Below are 24,309 nucleotides of genomic sequence, written 5' to 3'. Positions count from 1 at the left end.
GGACGGGTGAATGTGTCGGTGAGTGTCACTGCGAGACCTTCTTTCGGTCGGTCGTGCCTGTCAGGGTGAGGAAGACGTCGTCGAGCGTGGGGGAGTGCAGACCGAACTTCTCGATCGGAACTGCTTCGTCGGCGAGGCGGTTGAGCAGTGCGGCCACGTGGGGGAGATCGCCGTCGGTGGGGACTTCGAGGGTGAGAGTGACCCGATCGCTGTCGCCGCCGAGGACCGCGGCTGCCCGATCGAGGTCGGGTTCGGTACCGAAGCGCAGTTCCAGGTGACCACCCGGCACCAAGGCCTTGAGCTCGTCCGGAGTGCCTTCGGCGACGATGCGCCCGGCGTCGAGGACAGCAACCCGATCGGCGAGGCGGTCGGCTTCCTCGAGGTACTGCGTGGTGAGGAAGACGGTGACTCCGTCGGCAGCGAGCTCCCGGATCACGTCCCACATGACGAGCCGGCTTCGAGGGTCGAGGCCGGTGGTGGGTTCGTCGAGGAACAGCAGTTGCGGTGCCGCGATGAGGCTCATCGCGATATCGAGCCGACGGGCTGTGCCGCCGGAGAGGGAGCCTGCGCGCCGATCGACGACGTGTCCGAGATCGAACCGCTCGATCAGTTCGCGGACGCGGTCCGGGATCGTCGCCGAGGGCAGGTGGGCCAGCCGCGCCGCAAGACGGAGGTTCTCGGCGCAGGTGAGGACGTCGTCGATTGCAGCGTACTGGCCGGTGAGAGCAATTCGTTCTCGCACACCGCGCGCGTCTGCGGGTAGGGCGAGTCCGGTGACCTCGACGGTGCCGGAGTCGAACGGTAGGAGTGTCGTGAGGATCCGCACGGTTGTGGATTTTCCGGCGCCGTTCGCGCCGAGCAGGGCGAAGACGGACCCCTGCTCGACCCGGAGGTCGATGCCGTCGAGCACCGCGATGGAACCGAATGTCTTGTGCAGTGACTGCACGTGGAGAGCGGCTGGAAGATCGGACATGTGCCGGTCCTTAACTGTGTATGGAATATACGTAAGTTTATACAGTACACAGTTTTAGGATTGCGACAAGACCCCGACAGACGGAGAAGTATGAGTAGTCCAGGATCCGAAGACGAGCTACCGCGTAACGTGCGGCTGGCATGGGGTCTGAGCGGCCCCGGTACCCGGGGGCCGCGCCGGGGCCTGACGCTCGATCAGGTGCTCGACGCCGCGATCGCCGTTGCCAACACGGAAGGGTTCGAGGCACTCTCGATGAGCCGGGTCGCAAAGGAACTCGGGTTCACCACGATGTCGCTCTACCGTTATGTGGACAGCAAGGATCAACTCGTCGAACTCGCGTGGGACCGCGCGATCGGGCCGCCGCCCGAGTTGCCATCCGAGGGCTCCTGGCGGGAACGGCTCGACGCCTGGGCAACAGCCGAATATCGGGGCCTGCGCGCCTACAGGTGGTTGACCGAGCATCCGATCCGTACGGCTCCGTACTGGCCCAACAACATGCGCTGGCTCGACGCCGGTCTCGGTGCCCTCTCCGAGACACCCCTGGACGAGGACGCGAAAGTGCAGATCGTCCTGACGATCTCGCTGTATGTCATCAGCCGTGCGCGGTTCTCCTGGGAACTCGAATCCACCGTCGTGGACCACCGGCTGGACTACCCCACGGTGATGCCGCGCATTCTCGACCCGGAGAAGTACCCGTGGGTTCTCGCTGCGGTCGCCGCGGGAGCGTTCGATGACGACGACGAGGATGACGACCCCGCGGCATGGCACGAACAGGATTTCCGGTTCGGACTCGAGCGGCTGCTCGATGGAATCGACGTACTCATCGGACGTTCGGAGGAGAAACGGTGACAGATCTGGTCCAACGGATGCGCGAGCGCGTCAGCGCAGCGATGCCGGCTGCCCGGGACGAACTCGCGACCATGGTCGCCTTCCGCTCGGTCGCCGACCCACGGCAGTTTCCCGTCGACGAATGTTCCGGGGCCGCAACGTGGGTGCGCGACGCGTTCGCCGCAGCCGGAATCGACAACGTCGAACTCATCGAGACCTCCGACGGGTCGCTCGCCGTACTCGGGTACACCCCCGCTCCGGCCGGCGCCCCCACCATCCTGCTCTACAGCCACTACGACGTGCAGCCCCCGGGCAACGAAGACCTCTGGGACAGCCCGCCGTTCACGCTCACGGAGCGCGACGGCCGCTGGCACGGGCGCGGCGCAGCCGACTGCAAGGGCAACATCATGATGCACCTGCTCGCGTTGCGGGCGGTCCTCGCGGACGGGCTCCTGCCGGTGGGCGTGCGGATCGTGATCGAGGGATCCGAGGAAATGGGCGGTGAGGGGCTCGACCACCTGGTCGAGGAGCGACCGGAGCTGTTCCAGGCAGATCTCATCATCATCGGAGACAGTGGCAACGCCGAAGTGGGAAAACCGACACTCACCACAACGCTGCGCGGGATCGCGAACGTCGACATCCATATCGAGACGCTGAAGGGAGAAGTGCACTCCGGCATGTACGGCGGGGGAGCGCCCGACGCTCTTGCCGCATTGGTTCATCTTCTCGGCACCCTGCGCGATGCCGACGGAAACACGGTCGTCGACGGTCTCGACACCACCGCGACATGGGGCGGCGTGCCGTACCCCGAAGACAGATTCCGCGACGACGCCGGGGTCCTCGACGGAGTCTCGCTGCCGACCTCCGGGACGGTCGCCGACGCCGTCTGGGCACGTCCTGCACTCACCGTGCTCGGAATCGACGCGCCGCCGGTCGTCGGCTCGGCCGCAGCGATCGTGCCCCGCGCGTCTGCGCGACTGAACCTGCGGGTGCCGCCCGGGATCGACGCGACCACCGCGCAGGACGCGCTCGTCGCGCACCTGGAAGCGCATGTGCCGTGGGGTGCCCACCTGCGGATCGAGCGCGAAGCCGTCGGCGAACCGTTCCGCGCCGTGACCGACGGGCCCGGCTACACCGCGTTGCGCTCGGCGCTCGAAGCCGCGTACGGACGTGAGGTGGGCACCGCCGGCCAAGGCGGATCGATCCCGTTGTGCACAGCACTGCAACGCGCGGTGCCGTCGGCGGAGATCGCGCTGATCGGGGTCGAGGAGCCTCGCTGCGTCATCCACGCACCGAACGAGAGTGTCGATCCGTCCGAGATCGAGAACCTTGCCGTTGCGGAGGCGGTGTTGCTGTGCACCCTGGCCGGCCCGGCCGAGTGGTCACAGTCCGGCCCGGCCGAGTAGGTCAGACCGACAGATCGCGTCGCAGTTTCGCGACGTGCCCGGTCGCTCGGACGTTGTACTGGGCGACCTCGATCTTGCCTTCCCCATCGATGAGGAAGGTCGAACGGATCACGCCGGTGACGGTCTTGCCATACATCTTCTTCTCCCCGAACGCGCCCCATGCGGTGAGCGTGGTCTTCTCGGGGTCGGAGAGCAGCGGGAAGTTCAGCTCCTGGCTGTCGCGGAATTTGGCCAGTTTCGCGGGCTTGTCGGGGGAGATGCCGACCACGTCGAGTCCGGCGTCGCCCAGTTCGGCGAGGTTGTCGCGGAAATCGCAGGCCTGTTTAGTGCAGCCGGGCGTGCTCGCGGCGGGATAGAAATAGACGATGACCTTGCGTCCGCGGTAGTCGGACAGCGACACCTCGTTGCCGTCGGCGTCGGCAAGTGTGAAGTCGGGCGCGGTGTCACCGGGAGAGAGTCTGCTGTTTTCCGTCATGTCCGCGACAGTAGTAGACCGTTCGTCCATTACCGTGGTCGCAGCACACTGCAGCGACTTTCTGGAGGATCACGTGGCTAGGGACACCGGCGACATCGAGCGGGACATCGAAAAGGCCCGCAACCAGCTCGCGAGCACGCTCGACGAACTGAGCCTCCGCGCGAATCCGAAGAACCTGGTGGCGAACACCAAGCAGACTCTTGTCGCGAAGGTCAACCAGCCTCAGGTGAAGAAGTACGCGGTCATCGCGGTGGGTGCAGTGGTGGGGCTGCTGGTGTTGCGCAAGGTTCTGCGCTGATTCATGCGTTCCGGTGAGTGCCCGCGTCGTTCTCGACGCGGGCACTCACTGTATGTGCACGACCGTCCGCCATGTGCCGCGCCGATAACTGTGACGTGCTTCACTGGATGGGTCGGGGTCTGTCTTTGTTCGAAGGAGGCGACCGTCATGCGGGATCTTCAGCGGAGTGCACGACTGCTCCTGGCCACGGTTCTTGCCACCGTCGTGTGGTTCGGATCCGGAGCTGCAGCCGCCGCGGGGACGGTCGCCGATGCGCCGCCCGGCGGTGTCGGCGTCGCGGCGGTGGAGCCGGCCGTCGGGGCGGTGGTCGGTGTCGCGCACCCGGTGATCGTGCGATTCACCGCACCCGTCACGGACCGGGCAGCGGCAGAGAGCGCAGTGCAGATCTCCACCCCCACGCCCGTTGACGGGCACTTCTCCTGGGTGAACGATCAGGAGCTGCAATGGGTGCCCGACGGTTTCTGGCCTGGGAACACTGACGTCACCGTCCTCGCCGGCGGGGCGCGGACTCACTTCCAGACCGGAGACTCGTTCATCGCGGTGGCGAATCGCTCGACCCATCAGTTCACGGTCAGTCTGAACGGTGAGGTCGTGCGGACGATGCCGACGTCGATGGGTAAGCCGGGCTACGAAACGCCCGTCGGCACGTTCACGGTGCTCGAGAAGTTCCGGCACCTGGTGATGGACTCGTCGACGTACGGCGTGCCGATCGACGCGCCCGAGGGGTACCGCATCGACACCGAATATGCGGTGAGGCTCACATGGGGCGGCATCTTCGTGCACGCTGCGCCGTGGTCGGTGGACTCCCAGGGGTACGCGAACGTCAGCCACGGCTGCATCAATCTCAGCACCGAGAACGCCGGCTGGTATTACGGGAACGTCAAACTCGGGGATCCGGTGATCGTGGAGGGGTGATTCATTCGACAATGCCGAAAGAGCCCCATCCCGGTAGTGTTTCCGGGTATGGGGCTCTTCGCTGTGCGCCATCAGGGACTCGAACCCCGAACCCGCTGATTAAGAGTCAGCTGCTCTGCCAATTGAGCTAATGGCGCTTGGTGTTTCTGTCTCCGGGCCGTTGTCCCGGCGACGAAGAGAAGATTACACACCTTGGAAGATCGCGCCAAATCGCCTGGTCAGGGCTTATTTGTGGTTCTGTCGCTGTAACGAGCGGCAGGGCGGAGGCGATTCGGTATTCGAACGTTATCGATGTCGGGGGGCGTCGAGAGGCCGGCTCGAAACATGGGCTGGCAGAATTGTTTTTACATGTGTTACCTGCAGTTATGGTGCCTGTGGGGAGGCGGGAGCGGAGAGTGTCAGTGCAACAAGAACAAGCGACGAGTCCGCGTCGACGGCGGACCGTCGGCGTGCTGGGGCTTGTGATCGTTGGGCTCATGGCGGTCGTCACAGCCTGCTCGCCCGGTTCCGGCGGCGGGGCCGACGAGGTGCCGATCGACTCGAACCCACTCGCAGCGCTCATCAAGCCGACAGTGTCGGCCAGCGTGGAAGACGGCGGCGTCGGCTTCTCGCCGATCGACCCGGTGACCGTCTCGGTGGTCAACGGCAAGCTCGAATCGGTGACTCTGCTCAACCCCGATGGACAGCCTGTCGCCGGTTCGATCGAAGACGACGCAACCTGGGTCAACACCGAGCCGCTCGGGTACAACCGCCAGTACGTCCTCGAAGCCGTCGCGTACGGGCTCGGCGGTGCCACCACCTCCACCCTGTCGTTCACGACGTCGTCTCCGTCCAACCTCACTCAGCCGTACGTGATGCCCGGTGAAGGTTCCGTCGTCGGCATCGGTCAGCCGGTTGCTGTGCAGTTCGACGAGAACATCCCGAATCGCCTCGCCGCGGAAGAAGCGATCAATATCACGACGAACCCTCCGGTGGAGGGTGCGTTCTACTGGGTCAACAACCGCGAGGTGCGGTGGCGGCCCGAGAACTACTGGGCTCCCGGCACCACGGTCACCGTCGACGTGAAGGCATACGGCGAGGATCTGGGAGACGGCCTGTTCGGCCAGTCCGATGTCAACACCTCGTTCACGATCGGCGACTCGGTGATCATCCGGGTCGACGACAACACCAAACAGGTGGTCGTCAACCGTAATGGTGCCGACGTGATCACGATGCCGACCTCGATGGGCAAGGACGACACTCCCACCCCCAACGGTGTCTACACGATCGGCGACCGGTTCGACCACATGATCATGGACTCGTCGACGTACGGCGTTGCCGCCGATTCGCCGCAGGGATATCGCACCCCCGTGGACTGGGCCACTCGCATGTCCTACAGCGGCATCTTCTTCCACTCGGCTCCGTGGTCGCTCGGCGACCAGGGCTACCGCAACACGAGTCACGGTTGCCTGAACTTGAGTCCCGCGAACGCCAAGTGGATCTACGACAACACGAAGCGTGGCGACATCGTGATCGTGAGCAACACGGTCGGCGGGGTGTTGTCCGGTACCGACGGGCTCGGCGACTGGAACATTCCGTGGGAAACCTGGAAGGCCGGCAACGCGAATGCGTAGCCGGTGACCCACGTTCGAACGTGGCTCAGGGCCGTCGTGGCGCTGGGCCTCGTTGCGCCGCAGCTGTTCGCGTCGCAGATCGCGACGGCCGCACCGGTACCGGTCACGTCCGTGGAGCCGGATCCGGGAACTCTCGTGTCGGTCGAATCGCTTCCCGCCGAACTCTCACTTCCTGGCGTCGCCGTCGCCGAGAAGATCGAATACCGCACCCAATGGCGCTCGGGTGAGCCCACCGTCGCCACGGGCGCGTTGTTCGTGCCGGAAGGCGACGCGCCCGACGGTGGCTGGCCCGTCGTCGCCTGGGCGCACGGGACCACCGGCGTCGGCGACGACTGTTCACTGACGACCCGCACCCCGCGATCCGACGTCGAGAAGATGTATCTCGGGCACTGGCTCGATCAGGGATACGCGGTGGTGTCGGCCGACTATCCCGGGCTCGGTTCGGAGGGCCTGCACCGCTATCTCGATGGCCGGAGCGCCGCGAACAGCGTCGTCGACAGCGTCCGTGCCGGTCGCGCAGCCGATCCGTCCCTGTCCGATCGCTGGGTGGTGATCGGGCATTCGCAGGGTGGGCACGCGGCTCTGCACACTGCCGACATCGCGACTTCCCGGGCGCCGGAACTCGACTTCCGGGGCACCGTCGCGACCGGGGCGCCCGCCAACCTCGAGTCGGCCTTCACTCTCGGTTTCCCCGGGCTCCCGGATCCGGGCCTGTGGGGGCTCGTCGCGTTCAGTGGGTACTTGTTCTCGGGAGTGCGCGAGGCCTATCCGGACATCGACATCAACAGTTACTTCACTCCGGCCGGACAGGAGATCCTCGATCAGGCGGAGGTGCTCTGCTACGACGATCTCGATGCGCTGGCCCGGGGTGTCAACGTCGGCGAGTTGCCGGCGCGTCCGATGTTCGAGGGCGAGCTGCCCACCATCCTCGCGGATTACCTGGCGGTCCCCACCTCCGGCTACGACCGCCCGATCTTCCTCGGCCACGGAATCCACGACGTCATGGTGCCGATCCCATTGTCGGCGAAACTGGCCTCGGACATGACGGCGTCGGGTACGGACGTGGACTATCGCGTCTATATGGCGGGGCACTTCACGGCCATCGAACGGTCGATGCCCGACACGACGCCGTTCGTAGCAGGCCTCCTCGCGCAGTAGGCCGTGGAGTGGACACAGCTGTCCGACACCGGCGGTCTGGCATTGTGTGCTAAATTTTGGCCATGCTGCCAAATCCTGATCGTGTCGGCCAATCCCGCTCGTTCATCGAGGAGGCGCGGCGGGGTCAGATCGTGACTGCCGCTGTCGAGACCATCGCCGAGGTCGGCTACCAGCGCGCGTCGATGGGGCGGATCGGCGCCCGTGCGGGGATCAGTCGTGGGCTGATCTCGTACCACTTCGCGGGCAAGTCCGAGCTGATCAGCCAGGTGATCACCACCATCTACAGCGATGCGGCCGCTTTCATGACACCGATGATCGACGCCGAGACCACGCCCGCCGGCCAACTACGGGCGTACATCGGCTCGAACCTGGAGTACATTCGCGCCTACCCGGCCCGGATGGTCGCGATCGTCGAGATCCTCACCAGCGGCGGCCTGGCCGACCTTCCCGACGCCGACCCGGCCGAATTCGATCGGCAGATGCTGTTGCCGTTGGAGCAGCTGTTTTCGGAGGGGCAGAAGAGCGGCGAATTCCGGGACTTCGACGTCACCGTCATGGCCAGGATCGTCCGAAGCGCGATCGACCTCGTTCCCACCGCGTTGTCCCGCGACCCGGACCTCGACCTCGACCGCTACCTCCGGGAGATCACCACCGCGATCGATCACGCGACCCGGCCGGTCCCAGGCGCCGCGGAGCAGGCATGAAGCCCCTCGACGGCAAAGTCGCACTCGTGACCGGGGGTGCCAGTGGCATCGGTGCGGCCATCGCCCGCCGCTTCGCATCCGGCGGCGCTCGCGTCGTCATCGCCGACGTCGATCCGGCCGGGGAAACGATCGCCCGAGAGATCGGCGGAGCTTTCGTCCGCACCGACGTCACCCGGCGAGCCGACAACATCGCCACGGTCCGAACCGCGACCGAGCGATTCGGAAGCCTCGACATAGCAGTGCTGAACGCCGGAATCGGTGAACAGGGGGGCTTCGTCGAGGACTTCCGGCCCGAGCACTACCGCGACCTGGTCTCGGTCAACCTCGACGGGGTGGTCTACGGGATGCACGCCGCCCTGGAGGTGTTCACCGAACGTGGCTCCGGCGCGATTCTGGTCACCTCCAGCCTGGCCGGCTTGAGCGAGAGCCCGATGAACCCGCTCTACGCCGCCACCAAGCACGCCGTGATCGGGCTGGTCCGCTCGGTCGCACCGGTCGTGGCCGACCGGGGAATCACTGTGAACGCGCTGTGCCCCACCTTCATCGACACCCCGATCCTCGGGGAGGCGATCCCGTTCATCAACGATCTCGGTGTAGCGGTCCTTCCGCCCGAACGGGTCGCGGAGGTCGCCGAGCTGGTACTGGTGCGCGGTGGGACAGGACAGGCGTGGCCGATCGTGCCGCACGGTGAGCCCGGCCCGTTCGCATTCCCCGATCTTCCGTCGATCATGACCGACCCGAACTGACAGCACACGGAGGCCGCCCCATGACCATCCTCGCCCGTGCGCGCGACGTCACTCGTCGATACAACGGCACCACCGCGTTGGACAGCGTGTCCCTGGACATCCGGTCCGGGCAGGTGCTCGGGCTGCTGGGCCCCAACGGCGCCGGAAAGTCCACCCTGATCAACGTCATGACAGGTCTGCTGCGGCCCAGTTCCGGCAGTGTCGAGCTGTGCGGCGCCGACCCGCGCAGCGAGGCGACGCGCCGTGTGATCGGCGTGACGCCGCAGGAGACCGGACTACCGGAGACCTGGCGGGTCGCCGAACTGGTGGACTTCGTCTCGGCCCACTTTCCCGACCCGGTGGACCGTACCGAACTGCTCGACCGCTTCGACCTCACCGCACTGGCCGACCGGCAGGCCGGCGGACTGTCCGGCGGACAGCAACGGCGGGTAGCGGTCGCACTGGCCTTCGCCGGGCGGCCCCGGCTGGTGTTCTTGGACGAGCCCACCACCGGTCTCGACGTGGACGCCCGGCGCGCGCTGTGGGACGGTATCCGTTCCTTCCACGCCGAGGGCGGAGCTGTATTGCTGACCAGCCACTACATCGAGGAGGTAGAGGTGCTCGCCGACCGGGTCGTGGTGATGGACCGCGGTCGGATCATCGCCGACGGCGGCATCGCCGAGATCCGCGGCAGGGTCCGGCTCAAGCGGGTCACACTGACCGACCCGGTGCTCCCCGAGCTGATCGAGGTCGCCTCGATCGAGCGAGACGCCGACCGCACGCATCTGCTCACCAACGACGCCGGCGCGTTGGTCCGAGAACTGGTGACCGCCGGCGCGTCCTTCACCGACATCGAGATCCAGTCCGCCTCGCTGGAGGACGCCTTCCTGGCGATCACCGGCGACCGGCGGGTCACCTGACCCGAAAGGTCATTCCATGTCCTCCTTGACTATGACCTACACCCGGCGGAACCTCGCCGAGAACATCCGCACGCCCACGATGTTCCTGACGGTAGCGCTGGTCCCGGTCGGTGTGATGCTGTTCTTCGTCGTACCGTTCATCGGGCAGGATGCGGTGGCGATCACCTCGGCCACCGCAACCCTGGTGGTGTTCGGGGTGCTCATGGCCTGCGTCGGCTACTTCAGTGTCGCGATCGCGGCGCAACGGGAGTCCGCCTGGGGACGCTATCTGCGTACCCTCCCAGGCGGAATCGCGCCGCAGATGCTCGGTTACCTGCTGGTCGGGCTGGTGGTCGTCGCGGCGGCGATCATCCCGATCCTGCTGGTGGCCGGACTGTTCACCGAGGCTTCGGCTCCGCCGCCGCGAGTAGTGCTGGCGGCAGGGGCGCTGCTGATCGCGGTGGTGACCTTCACCCTGCTGGGGATGTCGATGGGTTACCTGATGTCGATGCGGGTGGCCGTGATCGCCAACAGCATCGGCTTCCTGCCGCTGGCGGTGGCCGGTGGGATGTTCTTCGACGAGGCGGACACGCCGGAGATCATCGAGCAGATCGCGCCATTCGTGCCCACCCGGGGCGCGACCGACCTGGTGTTGGTCGCGCTCACCGGAAAGTCCGTCGGACCGCTGTCGCTGGTGATGCTCGCGGTGTGGATCGTGGTTCTCGCCGGGCTCACCATCTGGGGTCATCGCCGTGATCAGATCCGCCGGTTCGACTGAAGCCGCGCGCGGGTCGATGATCTGACACCGCGGTCGACGGCCGTACACACATTTTGGCCTATAACCCAACCCTGTTCCTACTTCGAGGAGATCGGAAAACGAGAAGACCCCGACCGGAGTCCGGTCGGGGTCTTCTCTTCGGGGTGAGTGACGGGACTCGAACCCGCGACAGCCAGGATCACAACCTGGTGCTCTACCAACTGAACTACACTCACCATCGCATTCGCGTACGGTCTTCGACCGCGTGCGCTTGCGGTACAGATACTAGCGTGACTTTGGTTGAAAAGCCGAATCGCCTGGTCAGGCGGGTCCGAGGTCCTTCACGATTGCTGCGATGTCGGTGGACGAGGGCCCGGGTTCAGGAACGAACACGGTGCGCCGGTAATAGCGCAATTCGCGGATCGACTCCTTGATGTCGGCAAGCGCGCGATGCGAGAGTCCCTTCTCGGGCTGACCGAAGTAGATCCGCGGGAACCAGCGGCGCGTCAGCTCCTTGATCGAGCTGACATCCACCATCCGGTAGTGGAGGTAGCTGTCCAGCTCGGGCATGTCCCGGGCGATGAAGGTGCGATCGGTCCCGATCGAGTTGCCGGCAAGGGGCGCGGTGCCCGGCTCGGCGACGTGTTCGCGGATGTAGTCGAGCACCAGCTTCTCTGCCTCTGCGAGGCCGACCGTCGAGCGGCGCACCTCCTCCGTGAGTCCGGACTTCGCGTGCATCTGCTGCACCACGTCCGGCATGGAGGCGAGTGCGTCGTCGTCGGCGTGGATGACGATGTCCACTCCGTCGCCCAGCACGTTGAGGTCGCTATCGGTGACCAGCGCAGCAATCTCGATCAGCTTGTCGCTGCCGATCCGCAGCCCGGTCATCTCACAATCGATCCATACGAGTTTGTCCTGCACGACTCACAGAGTAGCCAGACGCGTGAACGGTTAAGGTCGTCGGTGGGTACGCCGAGGTCTGTCATACGTCGATAGGGGAGATCGAATGGCCGAAACTTCGCGACCGAGCACGACGATTGCGGACGGTTATGCCGTCGTAGGAGAGGCGCTGGAACTGGGTGCCGTCGTCCATGACGGCACGGTCGATCCCGCAGCGCACGTACGGATACCACTGGCAACCCTGAACCGTCACGGGCTGGTTGCGGGCGCCACCGGCACCGGCAAGACCAAGACTCTGCAACTGATTGCGGAGCAACTTTCTTCCGCAGGGGTGCCCGTCGTCGTGTCCGACGTGAAGGGCGACCTGTCGGGGTTGTCGGCGGCTGGGGAGACCACCACTGCGCTCGCGGCTCGTGCAGTGGACACTGGCGACGACGACTGGGGTCCGACCGGCTTTCCCGTGCGGTTCTATTCATTGGGTACCGAGGGGGTGGGGATCCCGGTCCGTGCGACCGTCACCGCGTTCGGACCGATCCTGCTGAGCAAGGTGCTCGAACTGAACGCGACTCAGGAATCCACGCTGGGGTTGATCTTTCACTGGGCCGACAAGAACGGTCTCGCGTTGCTCGACCTGAAGGATCTGCGCCAGACCATTGCGCACCTGACGAGCGACGAAGGAAAAGCGGAACTGCAGGGGATCGGCGGGGTGTCCAAGGCGACGGCGGGTGTGATCCTGCGTGCGATTGTGAACCTGGAGGCCGCGGGCGGCGACACGTTCTTCGGAGAGCCCGAACTGGAAACCGAAGACCTGCTCGATGTCGTCGGTGGGCAGGGAATACTCAATCTGATCGAGCTCGGTGATCAGTCGATGCGCCCACAGTTGTTCTCCACGTTCCTGATGTGGCTCCTGGCCGACTTGTTCCAGGCGCTGCCGGAAGTCGGCGACCTCGACAAACCGAGGCTGGTGTTTCTCTTCGACGAGGCCCACCTGCTGTTCGCGGATGCTTCGAAGGCGTTTCTACAGCAGGTCGAGCAGACGGTGAAGCTGATCAGATCGAAGGGTGTCGGCGTGGTCTTCTGCACCCAGCTGCCGACCGACGTTCCGAACGCGGTGCTCTCACAACTGGGCGCGCGCGTGCAGCACGCGCTGCGAGCCTTCACTCCTGACGATCAGAAGGCCCTGGCGAAGACGGTTCGCACCTATCCGACGACCGAGTTCTACGACCTCGAGGAGGCCCTCACGACATTGGGGACCGGTGAGGCCATCGTGACGGTGCTGTCCGAAATGGGAGCCCCGACGCCCGTCGCGTGGACGCGGATGCGTCCGCCGAGGTCGCTGATGGACACGGTCGGCGAGAACGCGATGCGGGCGGGTGCGCAGGCGAGCCCGATGTACGGGAAGTACGGCCGCACCATCGACCGGGAATCGGCATACGAAAAGCTTACCGCGACGGTGTCGGGTGCACCGAACAACGATCCGGACTTCGAGGTGCCCCCGCAGCTGGACTACTCCGGAGGGCAGGCACCGGCTGCACCTCCCGACGACGGGCCTTCCGTCGTCGAGCAGGTGCTCGGCAACAGTGCGGTCAAGGGGTTCCTGCGTTCGGCGGCGTCGGCAGCCGGCCGCGAGATCTCACGAAGCATCTTCGGGACCGGCCGGCGCCGCCGCCGGTAGCTGTCTACACCTTCGCGGCGACGCGGGGTGCGGCTGAGCGGGGAATGCTCGGGGTTTGCCGTCGATCGGGTTGTGCAGCGACGACTTTCGCGCCGGTCCCTGCCTTCGGGCGCTCCTCGAAATTGTTGCACAGGAACGATTCCCGGGAATCATCGAGGATATCCAGCCACGGCGCGGGGAGCGGCGGTGCGGTGGTTCCGGTGAGGGTCGACGTGTAGCTACGGTTGCGGTAGCCCATGATGTCGTTCTTCTTGTCCTTCTTCCACTGCTTGAACACCTCACCCTGGCGCTCCACGTGGAACTCGGGGTAGTCGGTCGGATCGACGAGATCGCGGATGTACGCGGCCTGAAAATCGATGTCCTCGATCGGGTTGTCCAGGGCCTCTTCGCGGGTCCGCCACGACTCGATGTCTGCGTTGCGTGCGTCGAAGTCGGGCAACGCGATCCGGCCCAGCATCACGTCGCGTGCGTACCAGGCCTGTGCGTCGAACATGTTGAACGTGAAGTACTGGTCCTGCATCCCGAGGTACATCAGGAGCGGGTTGTCCTGGAAGAAAATGCCTTTGTAGATGTTCCGCGGGTACAGCCGGTTGTTGGTGCGCAGCCGCAGATCGTCGGGCAGGAACGGGAAATGGTGCTGGTACCCGGTGCAGAGCACGATGGCGTCGACCTCACGTGTGCTGCCATCCTTGAAATGCGCAGTGTGGCCGTCGACATGGGTGAGAAGCGGCACTTCGGAGAACGCATCGGGCCAGTCGTGTCCCATCGGTGCGGATCGGTAGCTGAAGGTGACCTCCTTCGCACCGTACTTGTAGCACTGGGTTCCGATGTCCTCGGCCGAGTAGCTGCTGCCGACGAGAAGCAGTCGCTTGCCGGCGAATTCGGCGGCATCGCGGAAGTCGTGCGCGTGCAGGACACGACCGGGGAACCGGTCGAGGCCCTCGAACTCGGGCACGTTCGGAGTGGAGAAGTGCCCGGTGGCGACGACGACGTAGTCGAACTCGTCGGATTCCAGTCGGCCCTTCTCGTGATCCATCACGGTGACGGTGAACTTCGTGGTCTGCTCGGAGTATTCGACCCACCGGACGGCTGTGTTGAACCGGACGTACTTGCGCACATCGCTTTTCTCGACCCGGCCCATGATGTAGTCGAGCAGGACCGCGCGGGGCGGGTACGAGGGGATGGAGCGTCCGAAATGTTCCTCGAAGGAGTAGTCGGCGAACTCGAGACATTCCTTGGGACCGTTGGACCACAGGTACCGGTACATGCTCGCGTGAACGGGCTCGCCGTGTGCATCGAGCCCGGTGCGCCACGTGTAGTTCCACATTCCACCCCAGTCCGCCTGCTTTTCGAAGCAAACGATGTCGGGGATGTCGTCGAGACCGGCTTTCCGTGCTGCCTCGAAGGCCCGCAGCTGCGCGAGCCCACTCGGTCCTGCTCCCAGAATCGCGATCTTCGGCGACAAGATGAATCTCCTGTGTTTGTGAAAAGTTTCCGTAACTACTTTGTTAACACAGTTGGTTGGTTGTGGGAATTGTCGGAACGCCCGCCGAGAGAGCCGGGCTTGACAGCATCTCCGCAGGTGGAAGCGGGTGTGCTCGTCCATGGATTGCGACGCAGTCGCGTGATAGGGATCACTGTAATGCGCCGAGACCGGCGACCGATGCGTGGTTGCACCGGTCGCCGGTCGTGAAGAGAATGGGGAGGAGTCAGCCTCCGAGCTTCTTGTAGAACGCCCCTGCGATCGGTGCGGAGATCGACCGCGGAGAGAACTGGCCCGCCGCCGACATCGCTTTCGAGATCAGGCCCGGAACGATGCGCATCCGGTTCTGTCCCAGCGCATCGAGCGACACTTTGGCGGTGTGTTCACTCGAGATCCACAGGAAGTCGGGAACGAGCCGGTCGACGATCGATGCCTCGGACGGATCAGGTTCCTCGGTGCGCACGGGCCCCGGTGCGAGCAGCGTGATGTTCACACCGCTCCCCTTGAGCTCTCCGCGGAGAGATTCGGAGAAGGTGTTCACGAACGCCTTCGTCGCCGCGTAGGTCGCATTGTTGGGTATCGCCATGTTGCCGGCAGCGGACCCGACCATGAGGATCGCCCCGGACTTGCGCTCCACCATCCCGGGTAGTACTGCCAGCGTGAGATCGTGCACGGCAACCGCGTTGAGCTCGACCTGCGCCCGCTCGTAGGACGGCTCCAGCTCGGACACGGGGCCGAACGTGGCAATACCTGCGTTGTTGCAGAGAATGCTGATCCGCCGCGTCGACAACTCGTCGACGAGACCGGAACGGGAATCGCGGTCGGACAGGTCGCACGCACGCACGTCCACTTCGACGCCGTGTGTGGACCGGAGCTCGCTCGCGAGCTCCTCCATGATGTCGCCTCGTCGGGCTACGAGGATCAGCGAATGCCCGCGCGCCGCGAGCTCGGTGGCCAGAGCCTCGCCGATACCGGAGGAGGCTCCGGTGACGACGGCACGGGCATCGGGGTGGGGGGTCGGCAGAGTCACGGTCAGTCAGCGTATACGTGCCAGGCGGTCCAGATCCACGTTCCTCACGGCTACCCGCGGCATCCTGCGACACCGTGGGCTCGACCGTGTCCCACACCGACGCTCGAGATGCAGGACGAGGCTTCGATTTGTTCACCCCCTCGGAGGCCGACGGGGTCGGAACACTATGGCGGACACGGCGATGCCGCGGCCTCGCCGGAGTAGGGCCGGACTTGTCCCGACACCGGCGCACCGGCGCATGCTCGGTGGTGCGGATCTCCAGACCCCGTACGGGTGCGGACCGCCTTCCCGCGTCCCAACAATCCGCGTGCGGCGAGGTTCACCCCCGCCACATGATCACGATTCCCACCGAGTTGGCAGGAACCGCACCACGCATCGTGATATCCCTGCGGACGGGCAAGTTCCTCGTTGCAGCCTGGACACAACGACGAAGACCCGCGGGCGGGGACCGTCACCACCGCCGCACCCACCCGCGCGGCGGTGTGGGTGAGAGCGTCGGCGGCTTTGCGGCGCGCGGACCGCGCCGCCCGATTGTTGTTCACCCGGCCATGCCCACGCGGTTCGAGGGTCGCGAGATCTTCGATCGCGATCACCGTCGCGGCGGCGGCGACCGCATAGTCGGTGGCCTGACGCGCGAAATGAAACGCCAACTCCCGGTTGATCTTCCCGCGCTCGACACCGACCGCGACGCGATTCTCGTCGAGTAACGCGATCTTGCCTTCCAATTCCGCCCGCAGCTGGGGCGGCGCGTTTTCCGCGAGCCGGGCCAGACGGGCGGCCTTGCGATGCAGGAATTGGCCTTCGGTCTGCAATCGGGCCAGCTTGATACCGAGACCGCGGTCATCATAGGTGTAACCCCGAAGATCGGAGACCAACCCGTCGCCGGTGTCGGTGACGATCGCGGCGGCGCCGAGGGTGGCCGGTGACCAGTCCACCCCCACCGCGGTCATTGCTGCCGACAGATCGCCGGCGGGGACGGCTTCGGTGGGGAGTTTCACCGTCAACACCATCGTGTCAGCGGTGACGGTGAGCTCGGCGAGTTGCTTGTCGGCGGCCGCGAGGCGGGCCATGGCACTGACCTGCGGTGGGGGTTGGATGTCGGTGATCCGCAGCTGCTCGGGCCGCGCTGTATCCGAGGTCACCTCTCCGCTCCTGCGGGTACAGGCGACCAGCTGCCGTCGTACACCGCGGGCGAACCCCGACGGCACAGACACCTCCCCACCGGCCGGCGCGGCGATGTGTCCGGTGGCGGCATCGAAACGGGCCGACAGCGACGCGATGGCGGTGTCGCGGTAGGTCAAGGTCCGGAAGCGTCGCGATGGCGTGTGCGGTGACCACCCGCGATACCCGCGACGGCACATAACACCCGTTCGGGTAGGTGGGGGTCCAACCGAGGCGGGCGGCGACGACGTGCCCGTGTTTCGGCAGTGCCCGGCCCTGGCTGTCGCAGCCAGCAGCGAGAAGGTCGAAAGTGTCGGGGTGCCATAGCCTGGTGAGTAGTTCTGTTTCGGCGCCGGTGATCAGGTCGAGCAGCCACCCGACGCGAACATCGATGTCGTCGAGCTCGATCGGTTCACCGCTGGTGTCGTCGACCGTGAGGTAGGGGCGGGTGGTGAACGAGAACTGGCGTCGCTCGGCCAGTTCAGTGCCGGTCATCACATCCCTCCCTTCCCGCCCCGAGTGCGGGCAGCACCGATGGGTGCCGCACGTGTTCCTTTCCGGCAGTGCCGGTGTCAGGTCTCGGCGGTGACGATAACGCGGGCCACCGACATGCTCTGTTCGGCCCGCGCCGCAGCATCGTTCTGGGGTGTGCACTGCGGGTCGTTTCGGGGTTGTCGGGTCCGGTCGAAGATCCCCTTCGTCGAGGACGCGAAGATCGGAGCCGGTACAGCAAGCAGTGACCCGGGACGCCGCTGCGGTGCGTGAGAATCTGCACTACGCAGGATGTCGAGGTATTCCACGGTCTCCTCGCGTGGCGGATGAGATGGAAGGAGGTGTCAGTGAGTGTGAGGGAGTATCAGATTTCTCGTCGACTGTTGTGAGCCTAGCGGGACGTGGGCGACTCGTCGTCGGAGCGGCCGACCCTGCCGCCGGTCAGGCGTTCTTCTTGTCCTTCTTCGCCTGACGTCGCGCACCCGCGGCGATCGTCGATGCCTCGTACTTCTTGCGGCCGGACGAATCGCGGGTGGAATCGACGCGCGACTTCCCCTCCGATTTCACCTTGCCTTTGCCCTTGCCTCCTGCGCCGTCCGACGACACCGGGGAATCGCTCCGGGCGAGCGCCAACCGCTCTTCCTTGAGCTCCTGGGCGGACTGGCGGGCCACCGTGGCAAGTCGCCGGATGACCCGCGCAAGTGCGTCCTCGAACAACTCCGCTTTACCGGCATTGCGCTGGTTCGCTGCCCGGCCGGACGCGCGGGATTTCTTCTTCCCGACCTTCTCGGCCCCGCTTCTGCGGTAGAGCTTGACGTACTTGTTGCGCGCCCGGCGGGTTCGGGTGTGCAGGTCGATCAGGTCGTCTTCGCCGAGTTCGGCAATCTGCGATTTCTTCGTTTCCTGAATGAGAACGAATTCGTCCTCTGACAACGTGTTCACAAGCTTTGCCATATCGATTCCGATCGTCGCGAGAGTTCGCTGTTACGCAGCAGACTATCGGAATAGACATGTCGGCGAACGGTGTTCGATCGGTCTTTCTCGTACGGGAGAGCAGAAATCGTTCGATCGAGATTCCGGTCGAACGAGAGATGGGGTCGGTCGTCCCCCCACGACGACCGACCCCTGCACCCGGAGACCTGATTCCGGGCGAGACCTATCCCGCTGCGTACTCGACGACAGCGTCGCCGGGTGTGTCAGTGGTGGTGTAGGACGGCCCGAAGTACTCCTGGATACCGCCTCGGACCTGATTCACACGCGCGCCGCCGGCGCCCGAGTGGTCATCGGCCGAGAAGCGGAACGGAACGAGGTTGGGTCCGTCGAACCCGTTGTCGGTGATCGCGGCGACGATCGATTCTCGGGTCGGGTTCTCACCGGCGGCCTCGAGGGCCTGTACGAACAGATGCGCCATCGACATTCCGTAGACGATGTTGCCGTCGAACTCGGCCCCGCCGTTGTACTTGTCGTTGATCTCCCGGAACTGGGTGGTCCATTCGTCGTCTTCACTGAAGTGCGACGGCAGATAGTTGGTGCTCAGCAGGCCTTCTGCGAGGGGAGCGGCCTCACCGAGCGTCTTGGACAATGTCACGAGGTCGCCACCGACCGACGCGGTGGTCCACTGCGGAGCGAACCCCAGACGGCCCGCGGTGCCGATCGCCAGCGCGGTGAATCCGGGGATCGTGGCGAGCATGACCACCTCGCATCCCGCGGCCTGAAGGGCTCCGATCTGTGGTGCGACGTTGGTGTTGCTCGTGGAGTAGGTCTGGCGTTCGACGACGTTCTCGGCGCCGACGATCTGCTCGACACCATCGAGGTAGTCGGCTCCGAAGTCGTCGTCCTGGCCGAACGTGCAGATCTTCTTGCCGGGAAGGTTCTTGTCGACGTAGTCGGTCATGACTTTCGCTTCGACCGTGTAGTCGGCGTTGTATCCGAAGGTCAGCGGGTACTTGTCGGGCTGGTTCCAGGTTCGCGACCCGGACGCGACGAAAAGGTCGGGCACGCCGTTGGTGTTGAGGAAATCGAGAACACCCGAATGTGTGGGTGTGCCCAGTCCGCCCAGGATCGCGAAGACCTGGTCCTGCAGCACCAGTTCGCGCACCACCTGCTGGGTGTTCGCCGGGTTGTAGCCGTCGTCGAGCACCTTGTATTCGATGGTGCGTCCGTGCACACCTCCCTGCTCGTTGACGTGGTCGAAGTACGCCTGGGTCGCGGCCGGGATCTTCGAGTAGCCGGCCGCAGCGGGCCCGGTCATCGGCATATGGGTGCCGATGAGTACGGACGTGTCGGTGATACCGGTGGTGTCACCCTCGCCTGCGGAGCCGCCCGTTGCGCTGCTGCCGCTGCCGCATCCGGCTGCGGTGAGAGCCGCGGTCGCCGCGAGTGCGACGATCGGGATCAAGTGTCGCCGGGATCTGATCATCGGTGTGCCTCTGCTTTCGATGTGGTGGAGACGGGAACGGGCGCGGGAACCGAACCCGATCGGTGGCGCGGGGAGCGCCCGCGCGGTGACACGGCGTGCACAGCGCGTGAGAACAGGCCCTGAAGGCCTGCGGGAGCTACGAGAACGACGGCGATCACGGCAAGGCCGAACAGCGCGATCGCGAGATTGCCGTCGAGGCGCTCGGCCAGCGCCGGCGACATGTGCAGAGAATCGGTGACTGCCGCGACGAGTGCGGGCAACACGACCAGCAGCACCGCACCCCACACCGCGCCGAGATGGGAACCGAGGCCGCCGACGACCACACCCATGAGCAGGAACAGCGAGAACGTCACACCGAATGCACCGGGCGACGCGCTCTGCGTCACCATCGCCAGAACGCCGCCGCCGAGTCCCGCGGCTCCAGAGCTCGCCACGAAGGTGGCGATCTTGGTGCGGGTGACGTCGATTCCGGCGAGTCGGGCGGCGATCTCGTCGTCCCGCACGGCCTGCATCCGACGCCCGAATTCGCCGGAGGTCAGGTTGGAGAGCGCGAGGACGGTCACTGCGGCAGCGAGAACCGCGATGGTGGCGTGCCACTGCTCGACGGTGAACAATGCGGCGATCCCACTCGGTGGGCCTTCGACGTACGCCCACAGTCCCTGATCTCCGCCGAGTAGCCCCGAGAACGTGGTGGTGATCGACGGGATCGCGACGACGAGGGCGAGGGTGAGACCTGCGAGATACGGGCCGTGTAACCGTGCGGCGGCCGCACCGACGATCACTCCCACGATCGAAGTGATGACGACCGCGGCGGCCAAAGGGACGAGCAGTACCGCGATCCCGGTGGCTCCCGCGTCGCCCATGCTGTTGGCGGTGAGGGCGAATGTGTAAGCACCGCATGCCATCAGCGCTCCATGGCCGAGGGAGAGCTGGCCGTTGCGCCCGATGAGCACCGTCAATCCCGCTGTGGCACACACGTACGCGGCGATCGTGGCCAGCTGGTAGTTGCGGAACGGCGGCAGGACGAAGATCGCGACGATCACCATTGCGGTGGTGCCGACGATCCACGCGGTACGGGTCACGGATGCGGCGAGTTGTGTCGACTTCATGTCAGACCTGCCTTGTCGCTGTGCCGGAGAAGATGCCCTGGGGTCGGATCAGGAGGACTCCGAGCAACACCAGGAGTACGGCGATCGGCGCGATGCTCCCGCTGAGGTAGCCGCTGACGTAGCCGAGCAGCAGGCCTGTGACCAGGCCGCCGATGACTGCGCCGACCGGGCTGTCGAGTCCGCCGATCACCGCTGCCGTGAACGCGAAGATGAACACGAGGTCGACGGCGTGGGGGTTGAGTCCGAGTTCGGTGGGGACGACGAGCAGAGCCGCCAGGGCTCCGACGGCGCCGGCCAGGGCCCAGCCGAGGGTGAGCATCGCCGAGACCTTCACGCCCAGCAGCCGCGACACATCCGGGGAGAACGCGGAGGCACGCATCTTCAGGCCGGTGTCGGTCCGTGTGAACAGGTACGCCAGCGCGAGGACCACGATGCCGACCGTGACGAACACGAACAGGTCGTAGGGGGAGAGCAGCGCCACGTCGCCGAACCGGAACGGCTCGCGGCTGAACGGCAGTTGCATCGGACGGAAGTCGTTGCCGTAGATCATGCCGAGCACTGCGTGCAGCACCATCACCACGCCGAGCGCAACTATGACGGCGGCCAAGGGGCGGTTGGGGTCGAGGCGGCGCATGAGCACCCGTTCGACGAGCGCTCCGAGTGCGAATCCGCCTGCGATGGCGGCGATGAGTCCGTACCAGTACGACCCCGTCGCAGAGGTGACCGAGTATGCGATGTAGGTCGTGGCTGCTGCCATTGCACCCTGCGCGAAGTTGATCACCCGGGTCCCGCGCCAGATGAGGACGAGAGCGAGGGCGAATGCCGCGAAGACGGCTCCGCGGGCGAGTCCATCGACGGTGAGAAACAGGAATCTGTCCATGGTGCCTCCTCAGAAACCCAGGTATGCGGTGCGGAACTCGGGGTCATGCGCGAGTTCGGCGGCGGATGTGGCGACTGCGACGCGCCCCAGCGACAGCACGATCGCCTGATCGGAGATGGGGAGCGCGCTGTGTGCGTTCTGCTCTACGAGCACGACCGTGAGTCCGGTGCGGTCGCGCAGGTCGCGCAGGGTGGTCATGATCAGGTCGACGACGCGCGGGGCGAGTCCGAGCGAGGGTTCGTCGAGCAGGAGCAACGTCGGTCGTGCGACGAGCGCGCGGCCGATCGCGAGCATCTGTCGTTCCCCACCGGAGAGTTGGTGCCCCGAGCTGTCGCGGCGCCGGGCGAGTGGCTCGAACATCTCGTACATCTCGGCGACTGCGCGTGCGGCGTCGGCGCGGTCTTTTCGCCACAGTCCGCCGAGCCGGAGATTCTCATCGACGGTGAGTTCGCCGATCACGCCGCGTCCTTCGGGGACATGGGCTACACCGTGGTGCACGAGCTTCTCGGTGGGGATCCCGCGCAGGGAGGTGCCGGAGACGCTGATCGTGCCTTGGACAGCAGGGAGTGACCCGGAGAGTGCGCGCAGCAACGTCGTCTTGCCTGCGCCGTTGGGGCCCACCACAGCAGCGATCGTGCCTGCGGGTACCTCGAAGCCGACGTCTTGGAGAACAGGCACGGGACCATAACCTGCCGTGAGGTTTTCGACCTGCAGCAGTGGAGTGCTCATGATGCCTCCCGGTCGCCGAGGTAGGCCTGGGCAACCACGGGATCGGCTTTGATCTCGTCGGGTGTGCCTTGCGAGATCACCCGGCCGAAGTCGAGGACCACTATGTGGTCGCACACCGACATGATCAAGTCGACGTTGTGTTCGACGAGCATGACGGAGACGACGCTGCCCGCGCGCTGCGGCAGTGCTCTGATGAGCTCGCGGAGGTCGTCGATATCGGCTTGATCGAGCCCGCCGGCGGGTTCGTCCAGAAGTACCAGGGTGGGGTCGGAGATGAGCGCGCGCGCCAGCGCGACTTTCTTCGCGACCGGGTAAGGCAGTGCCGGTGGGAGCGCGTGTGCGTAGCTGCCGATACCGAATTCGTCGAGCAGCGCCGAGGCGTCGGCGACGGCCTGTCGGTTGCTGCGGGCTGCGAACGGTAGGCCCAGCAGGCCGGCGGCGAACGGAGAGCGGTGTCGTCCGGAGGCGCCTGCGGTGACGTTCTCGAGGGCGGTGAGCCCGGCGAACAGGCCGAGACCCTGCAGGGTCCGGGAGACACCTCGGGTGGAGAGCTTTTGTGGGACAGGGGCGAACGGCTGTCCGTCGAACGACATGGAGCCGTCTCCCGGGCGGATGAATCCGCAGATGACGTTGAAGAGTGTGGTCTTCCCCGCGCCGTTCGGCCCCATGATCCCGACGACGGATCCGGCGGGGACCTGCAGGGACACGTCGTCGAGCGCGACGATGCCACCGAACCGGACTCCGATACCGGTGAGTTCGAGACGTGAGGTAACAGCAGCGTCGGTGCGAGAAGGGGTCTGTAGCTGCACTGAAGATGCACCTTCTGGTTCGTGATTCGGCGCTGGTGCGCTGAATCGAAGTTGAAGTTGAGATCGACATCACTTTCGGCGAAAGGTTACAACACTGAGGGTGTAGATTCCTACTGCCCGATGAAAGTTCTCAGCGTGGACGGCGAAGTTCTCGAAGCGGACAGCGCACCCGTCCGCGTGGTACGCGGTCGTGCGCCCATCGCGCTGGCAGACTGTGTGGATCGAGAAGTGTTACGAACGAAACGAGGAAGTGTGGGGACGAACGGCTCCGACGGCCGGACCGCACGGGCCGAACGCACCCGCCGGTTGGTGATCGAGGCTCATATTCGACTCATCGAGAGTGGTGAACTGAAACCCACCGGCGGGCAGATCGCGGAGGCGGCGGGGGTGTCGTTGCGCGCGTTGTGGGCGAACTTCAGCGATCTCGAAACGCTGTTCGCCGCGACAGGAGAAGAAGTCCTGCGCCGTCAGGATTCGCAGTTCGTGCCGGTGTCTCCGGAGCTGAACCTGCCGGACCGGATCGACGCGTTCTGCTCCCAGAGGGCGCGCCTACTCGAATACGTTGCGCCGCAGGCGCGTGCTGCAGGGCTTCGTGAAGCTGTCTCGCCCCAGCTCCGCGCGAATCGATTGCTGCACATCAATCGTGTGACCGACGAGATCGAGGTCCTGTTCGCGCGCGAGCTGGCGATGTTGACTCGACATCGACGTGCGCAGATCGTGCAGGCGCTCGGGATCGCGTCCACGTGGGCGTCCTGGTCGGTACTGCGCGACGAGTACGAGCTCACTGTGGACGATGCGATCGCGGTCATGCGCCAATCCGTTTCTGCGCTCCTTGCGGCGTCCGTTCACCTCGCATTGGGGTAAAGCACGC

24 protein-coding genes, 2 tRNA genes and 1 pseudogene are annotated in these 24,309 nt (G+C 65.5%); 12 read left to right on the top strand and 15 right to left on the bottom strand.

Annotation, left to right across the window (positions count from 1 at the left end; translation table 11 throughout):
• Positions 1-25 precede the first annotated feature (25 nt).
• Positions 26-973 carry an ATP-binding cassette domain-containing protein gene (locus tag EV641_RS03085; RefSeq protein ID WP_132470709.1) on the bottom strand — a complete coding sequence of 316 codons (948 nt, stop codon included), beginning with the start codon at positions 971-973 and terminating at the stop codon, positions 26-28.
• A gap of 90 nt (positions 974-1,063) precedes the next feature.
• On the opposite strand from EV641_RS03085, the gene EV641_RS03080 reads away from it, so the two are divergent.
• Complete coding sequence (locus tag EV641_RS03080) at positions 1,064-1,822, top strand: TetR/AcrR family transcriptional regulator (RefSeq protein WP_054717347.1); 759 nt, start codon at positions 1,064-1,066, stop codon at positions 1,820-1,822.
• Between the two features lie 17 nt (positions 1,823-1,839).
• Positions 1,840-3,207: a dipeptidase gene (locus tag EV641_RS03075; protein WP_132470793.1), complete on the top strand. Its 1,368-nt coding sequence runs from the start codon at positions 1,840-1,842 to the stop codon at positions 3,205-3,207.
• 1 nt (position 3,208) lies between these two features.
• On the opposite strand, the gene bcp is transcribed toward EV641_RS03075, so the two are convergent.
• Complete coding sequence (gene bcp / locus EV641_RS03070; protein WP_054720790.1) at positions 3,209-3,682, bottom strand: thioredoxin-dependent thiol peroxidase; 474 nt, start codon at positions 3,680-3,682, stop codon at positions 3,209-3,211.
• Positions 3,683-3,755: 73 nt separating this feature from the next.
• Here bcp and EV641_RS03065 point away from each other — a divergent pair, with 73 nt between their 5' ends.
• Positions 3,756-3,980: a DUF3618 domain-containing protein gene (locus tag EV641_RS03065; protein WP_054720792.1), complete on the top strand. Its 225-nt coding sequence runs from the start codon at positions 3,756-3,758 to the stop codon at positions 3,978-3,980.
• A gap of 147 nt (positions 3,981-4,127) precedes the next feature.
• The gene (locus tag EV641_RS03060) at positions 4,128-4,895 is read left to right on the top strand and encodes a L,D-transpeptidase (protein WP_132470708.1); all 768 of its coding nucleotides are present in this window, start codon (positions 4,128-4,130) and stop codon (positions 4,893-4,895) included.
• A gap of 64 nt (positions 4,896-4,959) precedes the next feature.
• Here EV641_RS03060 and EV641_RS03055 read toward each other — a convergent pair.
• A tRNA-Lys gene (locus EV641_RS03055) sits at positions 4,960-5,032 on the bottom strand.
• A 339-nt stretch (positions 5,033-5,371) separates the two neighbouring features.
• Between EV641_RS03055 and EV641_RS03050 the strand changes: the two genes are divergently transcribed.
• The 6 genes from EV641_RS03050 (at position 5,372) to EV641_RS03025 (ending at position 10,772) form a co-directional block, all read left to right on the top strand.
• A complete protein-coding gene (locus tag EV641_RS03050; protein ID WP_054720267.1) occupies positions 5,372-6,508 on the top strand; it encodes an Ig-like domain-containing protein in 1,137 nt (378 codons plus the stop codon).
• Between the two features lie 63 nt (positions 6,509-6,571).
• On the top strand, positions 6,572-7,666 hold the full coding sequence (locus EV641_RS03045) for an alpha/beta fold hydrolase (protein ID WP_241996795.1): 1,095 nt from the start codon (positions 6,572-6,574) through the stop codon (positions 7,664-7,666).
• A 62-nt stretch (positions 7,667-7,728) separates the two neighbouring features.
• Positions 7,729-8,370, top strand: a complete 642-nt coding sequence (locus EV641_RS03040; RefSeq protein WP_132470707.1) for a TetR/AcrR family transcriptional regulator — start codon at positions 7,729-7,731, stop codon at positions 8,368-8,370.
• A complete protein-coding gene (locus tag EV641_RS03035; RefSeq protein WP_132470705.1) occupies positions 8,367-9,116 on the top strand; it encodes an SDR family NAD(P)-dependent oxidoreductase in 750 nt (249 codons plus the stop codon). Before EV641_RS03040 ends, EV641_RS03035 begins: the two co-directional genes overlap by 4 nt.
• Before the next feature lie 20 nt (positions 9,117-9,136).
• Complete coding sequence (locus EV641_RS03030) at positions 9,137-10,015, top strand: ABC transporter ATP-binding protein (RefSeq protein WP_132470703.1); 879 nt, start codon at positions 9,137-9,139, stop codon at positions 10,013-10,015.
• 16 nt (positions 10,016-10,031) lie between these two features.
• Positions 10,032-10,772: an ABC transporter permease gene (locus EV641_RS03025; protein ID WP_132470701.1), complete on the top strand. Its 741-nt coding sequence runs from the start codon at positions 10,032-10,034 to the stop codon at positions 10,770-10,772.
• 142 nt (positions 10,773-10,914) lie between these two features.
• Here the strand turns inward: EV641_RS03025 and EV641_RS03020 are convergent.
• Together EV641_RS03020 and orn are read right to left on the bottom strand one after the other, a co-directional pair.
• Positions 10,915-10,987, bottom strand: a tRNA-His gene (locus EV641_RS03020).
• Between the two features lie 85 nt (positions 10,988-11,072).
• Positions 11,073-11,672, bottom strand: coding sequence for an oligoribonuclease (orn, locus tag EV641_RS03015; protein WP_054717326.1), 600 nt, complete (start codon positions 11,670-11,672; stop codon positions 11,073-11,075).
• Positions 11,673-11,757: 85 nt separating this feature from the next.
• Here orn and EV641_RS03010 point away from each other — a divergent pair, with 85 nt between their 5' ends.
• On the top strand, positions 11,758-13,326 hold the full coding sequence (locus EV641_RS03010; RefSeq protein WP_132470700.1) for a helicase HerA-like domain-containing protein: 1,569 nt from the start codon (positions 11,758-11,760) through the stop codon (positions 13,324-13,326).
• Positions 13,327-13,330: 4 nt separating this feature from the next.
• Here the strand turns inward: EV641_RS03010 and EV641_RS03005 are convergent, their stop codons facing one another.
• The 10 genes and pseudogenes from EV641_RS03005 to EV641_RS02960 form a co-directional block, all read right to left on the bottom strand.
• Entirely contained in the window at positions 13,331-14,791 is a 1,461-nt protein-coding gene (locus tag EV641_RS03005) for an NAD(P)/FAD-dependent oxidoreductase (RefSeq protein ID WP_199233108.1), read from the bottom strand.
• A 244-nt stretch (positions 14,792-15,035) separates the two neighbouring features.
• A complete protein-coding gene (gene cmrA, locus EV641_RS03000; protein ID WP_132470699.1) occupies positions 15,036-15,839 on the bottom strand; it encodes a mycolate reductase in 804 nt (267 codons plus the stop codon).
• A gap of 76 nt (positions 15,840-15,915) precedes the next feature.
• A pseudogene (locus EV641_RS02995) lies at positions 15,916-17,495 on the bottom strand (zinc ribbon domain-containing protein); the annotation flags it as partial.
• Between the two features lie 77 nt (positions 17,496-17,572).
• On the bottom strand, positions 17,573-17,800 hold the full coding sequence (locus EV641_RS02990; protein ID WP_054713072.1) for a hypothetical protein: 228 nt from the start codon (positions 17,798-17,800) through the stop codon (positions 17,573-17,575).
• 133 nt (positions 17,801-17,933) lie between these two features.
• Complete coding sequence (locus EV641_RS02985; RefSeq protein WP_132470698.1) at positions 17,934-18,446, bottom strand: hypothetical protein; 513 nt, start codon at positions 18,444-18,446, stop codon at positions 17,934-17,936.
• A 202-nt stretch (positions 18,447-18,648) separates the two neighbouring features.
• Positions 18,649-19,911, bottom strand: coding sequence for an ABC transporter substrate-binding protein (locus tag EV641_RS02980; protein ID WP_132470697.1), 1,263 nt, complete (start codon positions 19,909-19,911; stop codon positions 18,649-18,651).
• Complete coding sequence (locus EV641_RS02975; protein WP_132470696.1) at positions 19,908-21,020, bottom strand: branched-chain amino acid ABC transporter permease; 1,113 nt, start codon at positions 21,018-21,020, stop codon at positions 19,908-19,910. Before EV641_RS02975 ends, EV641_RS02980 begins: the two co-directional genes overlap by 4 nt.
• A gap of 1 nt (position 21,021) precedes the next feature.
• Entirely contained in the window at positions 21,022-21,900 is an 879-nt protein-coding gene (locus tag EV641_RS02970; RefSeq protein WP_132470695.1) for a branched-chain amino acid ABC transporter permease, read from the bottom strand.
• A gap of 9 nt (positions 21,901-21,909) precedes the next feature.
• The gene (locus EV641_RS02965) at positions 21,910-22,629 is read right to left on the bottom strand and encodes an ABC transporter ATP-binding protein (protein WP_132470694.1); all 720 of its coding nucleotides are present in this window, start codon (positions 22,627-22,629) and stop codon (positions 21,910-21,912) included.
• Positions 22,626-23,438 (bottom strand): ABC transporter ATP-binding protein, encoded by an 813-nt coding sequence (locus tag EV641_RS02960; RefSeq protein ID WP_132470693.1) that lies wholly within the window; start codon positions 23,436-23,438, stop codon positions 22,626-22,628. Before EV641_RS02960 ends, EV641_RS02965 begins: the two co-directional genes overlap by 4 nt.
• 135 nt (positions 23,439-23,573) lie before the next feature.
• Here EV641_RS02960 and EV641_RS02955 point away from each other — a divergent pair, with 135 nt between their 5' ends.
• On the top strand, positions 23,574-24,302 hold the full coding sequence (locus EV641_RS02955) for a TetR/AcrR family transcriptional regulator (protein ID WP_241996768.1): 729 nt from the start codon (positions 23,574-23,576) through the stop codon (positions 24,300-24,302).
• The last annotated feature ends 7 nt before the right edge of the window (positions 24,303-24,309 follow it).

It is taken from the genome of Rhodococcus sp. SMB37, assembly GCF_004345605.1.
GTDB lineage: Bacteria > Actinomycetota > Actinomycetes > Mycobacteriales > Mycobacteriaceae > Rhodococcus.
The sequence above is the reverse complement of the archived record's forward strand: the minus strand, read 5'-3'. Positions and strand labels throughout refer to the sequence as shown.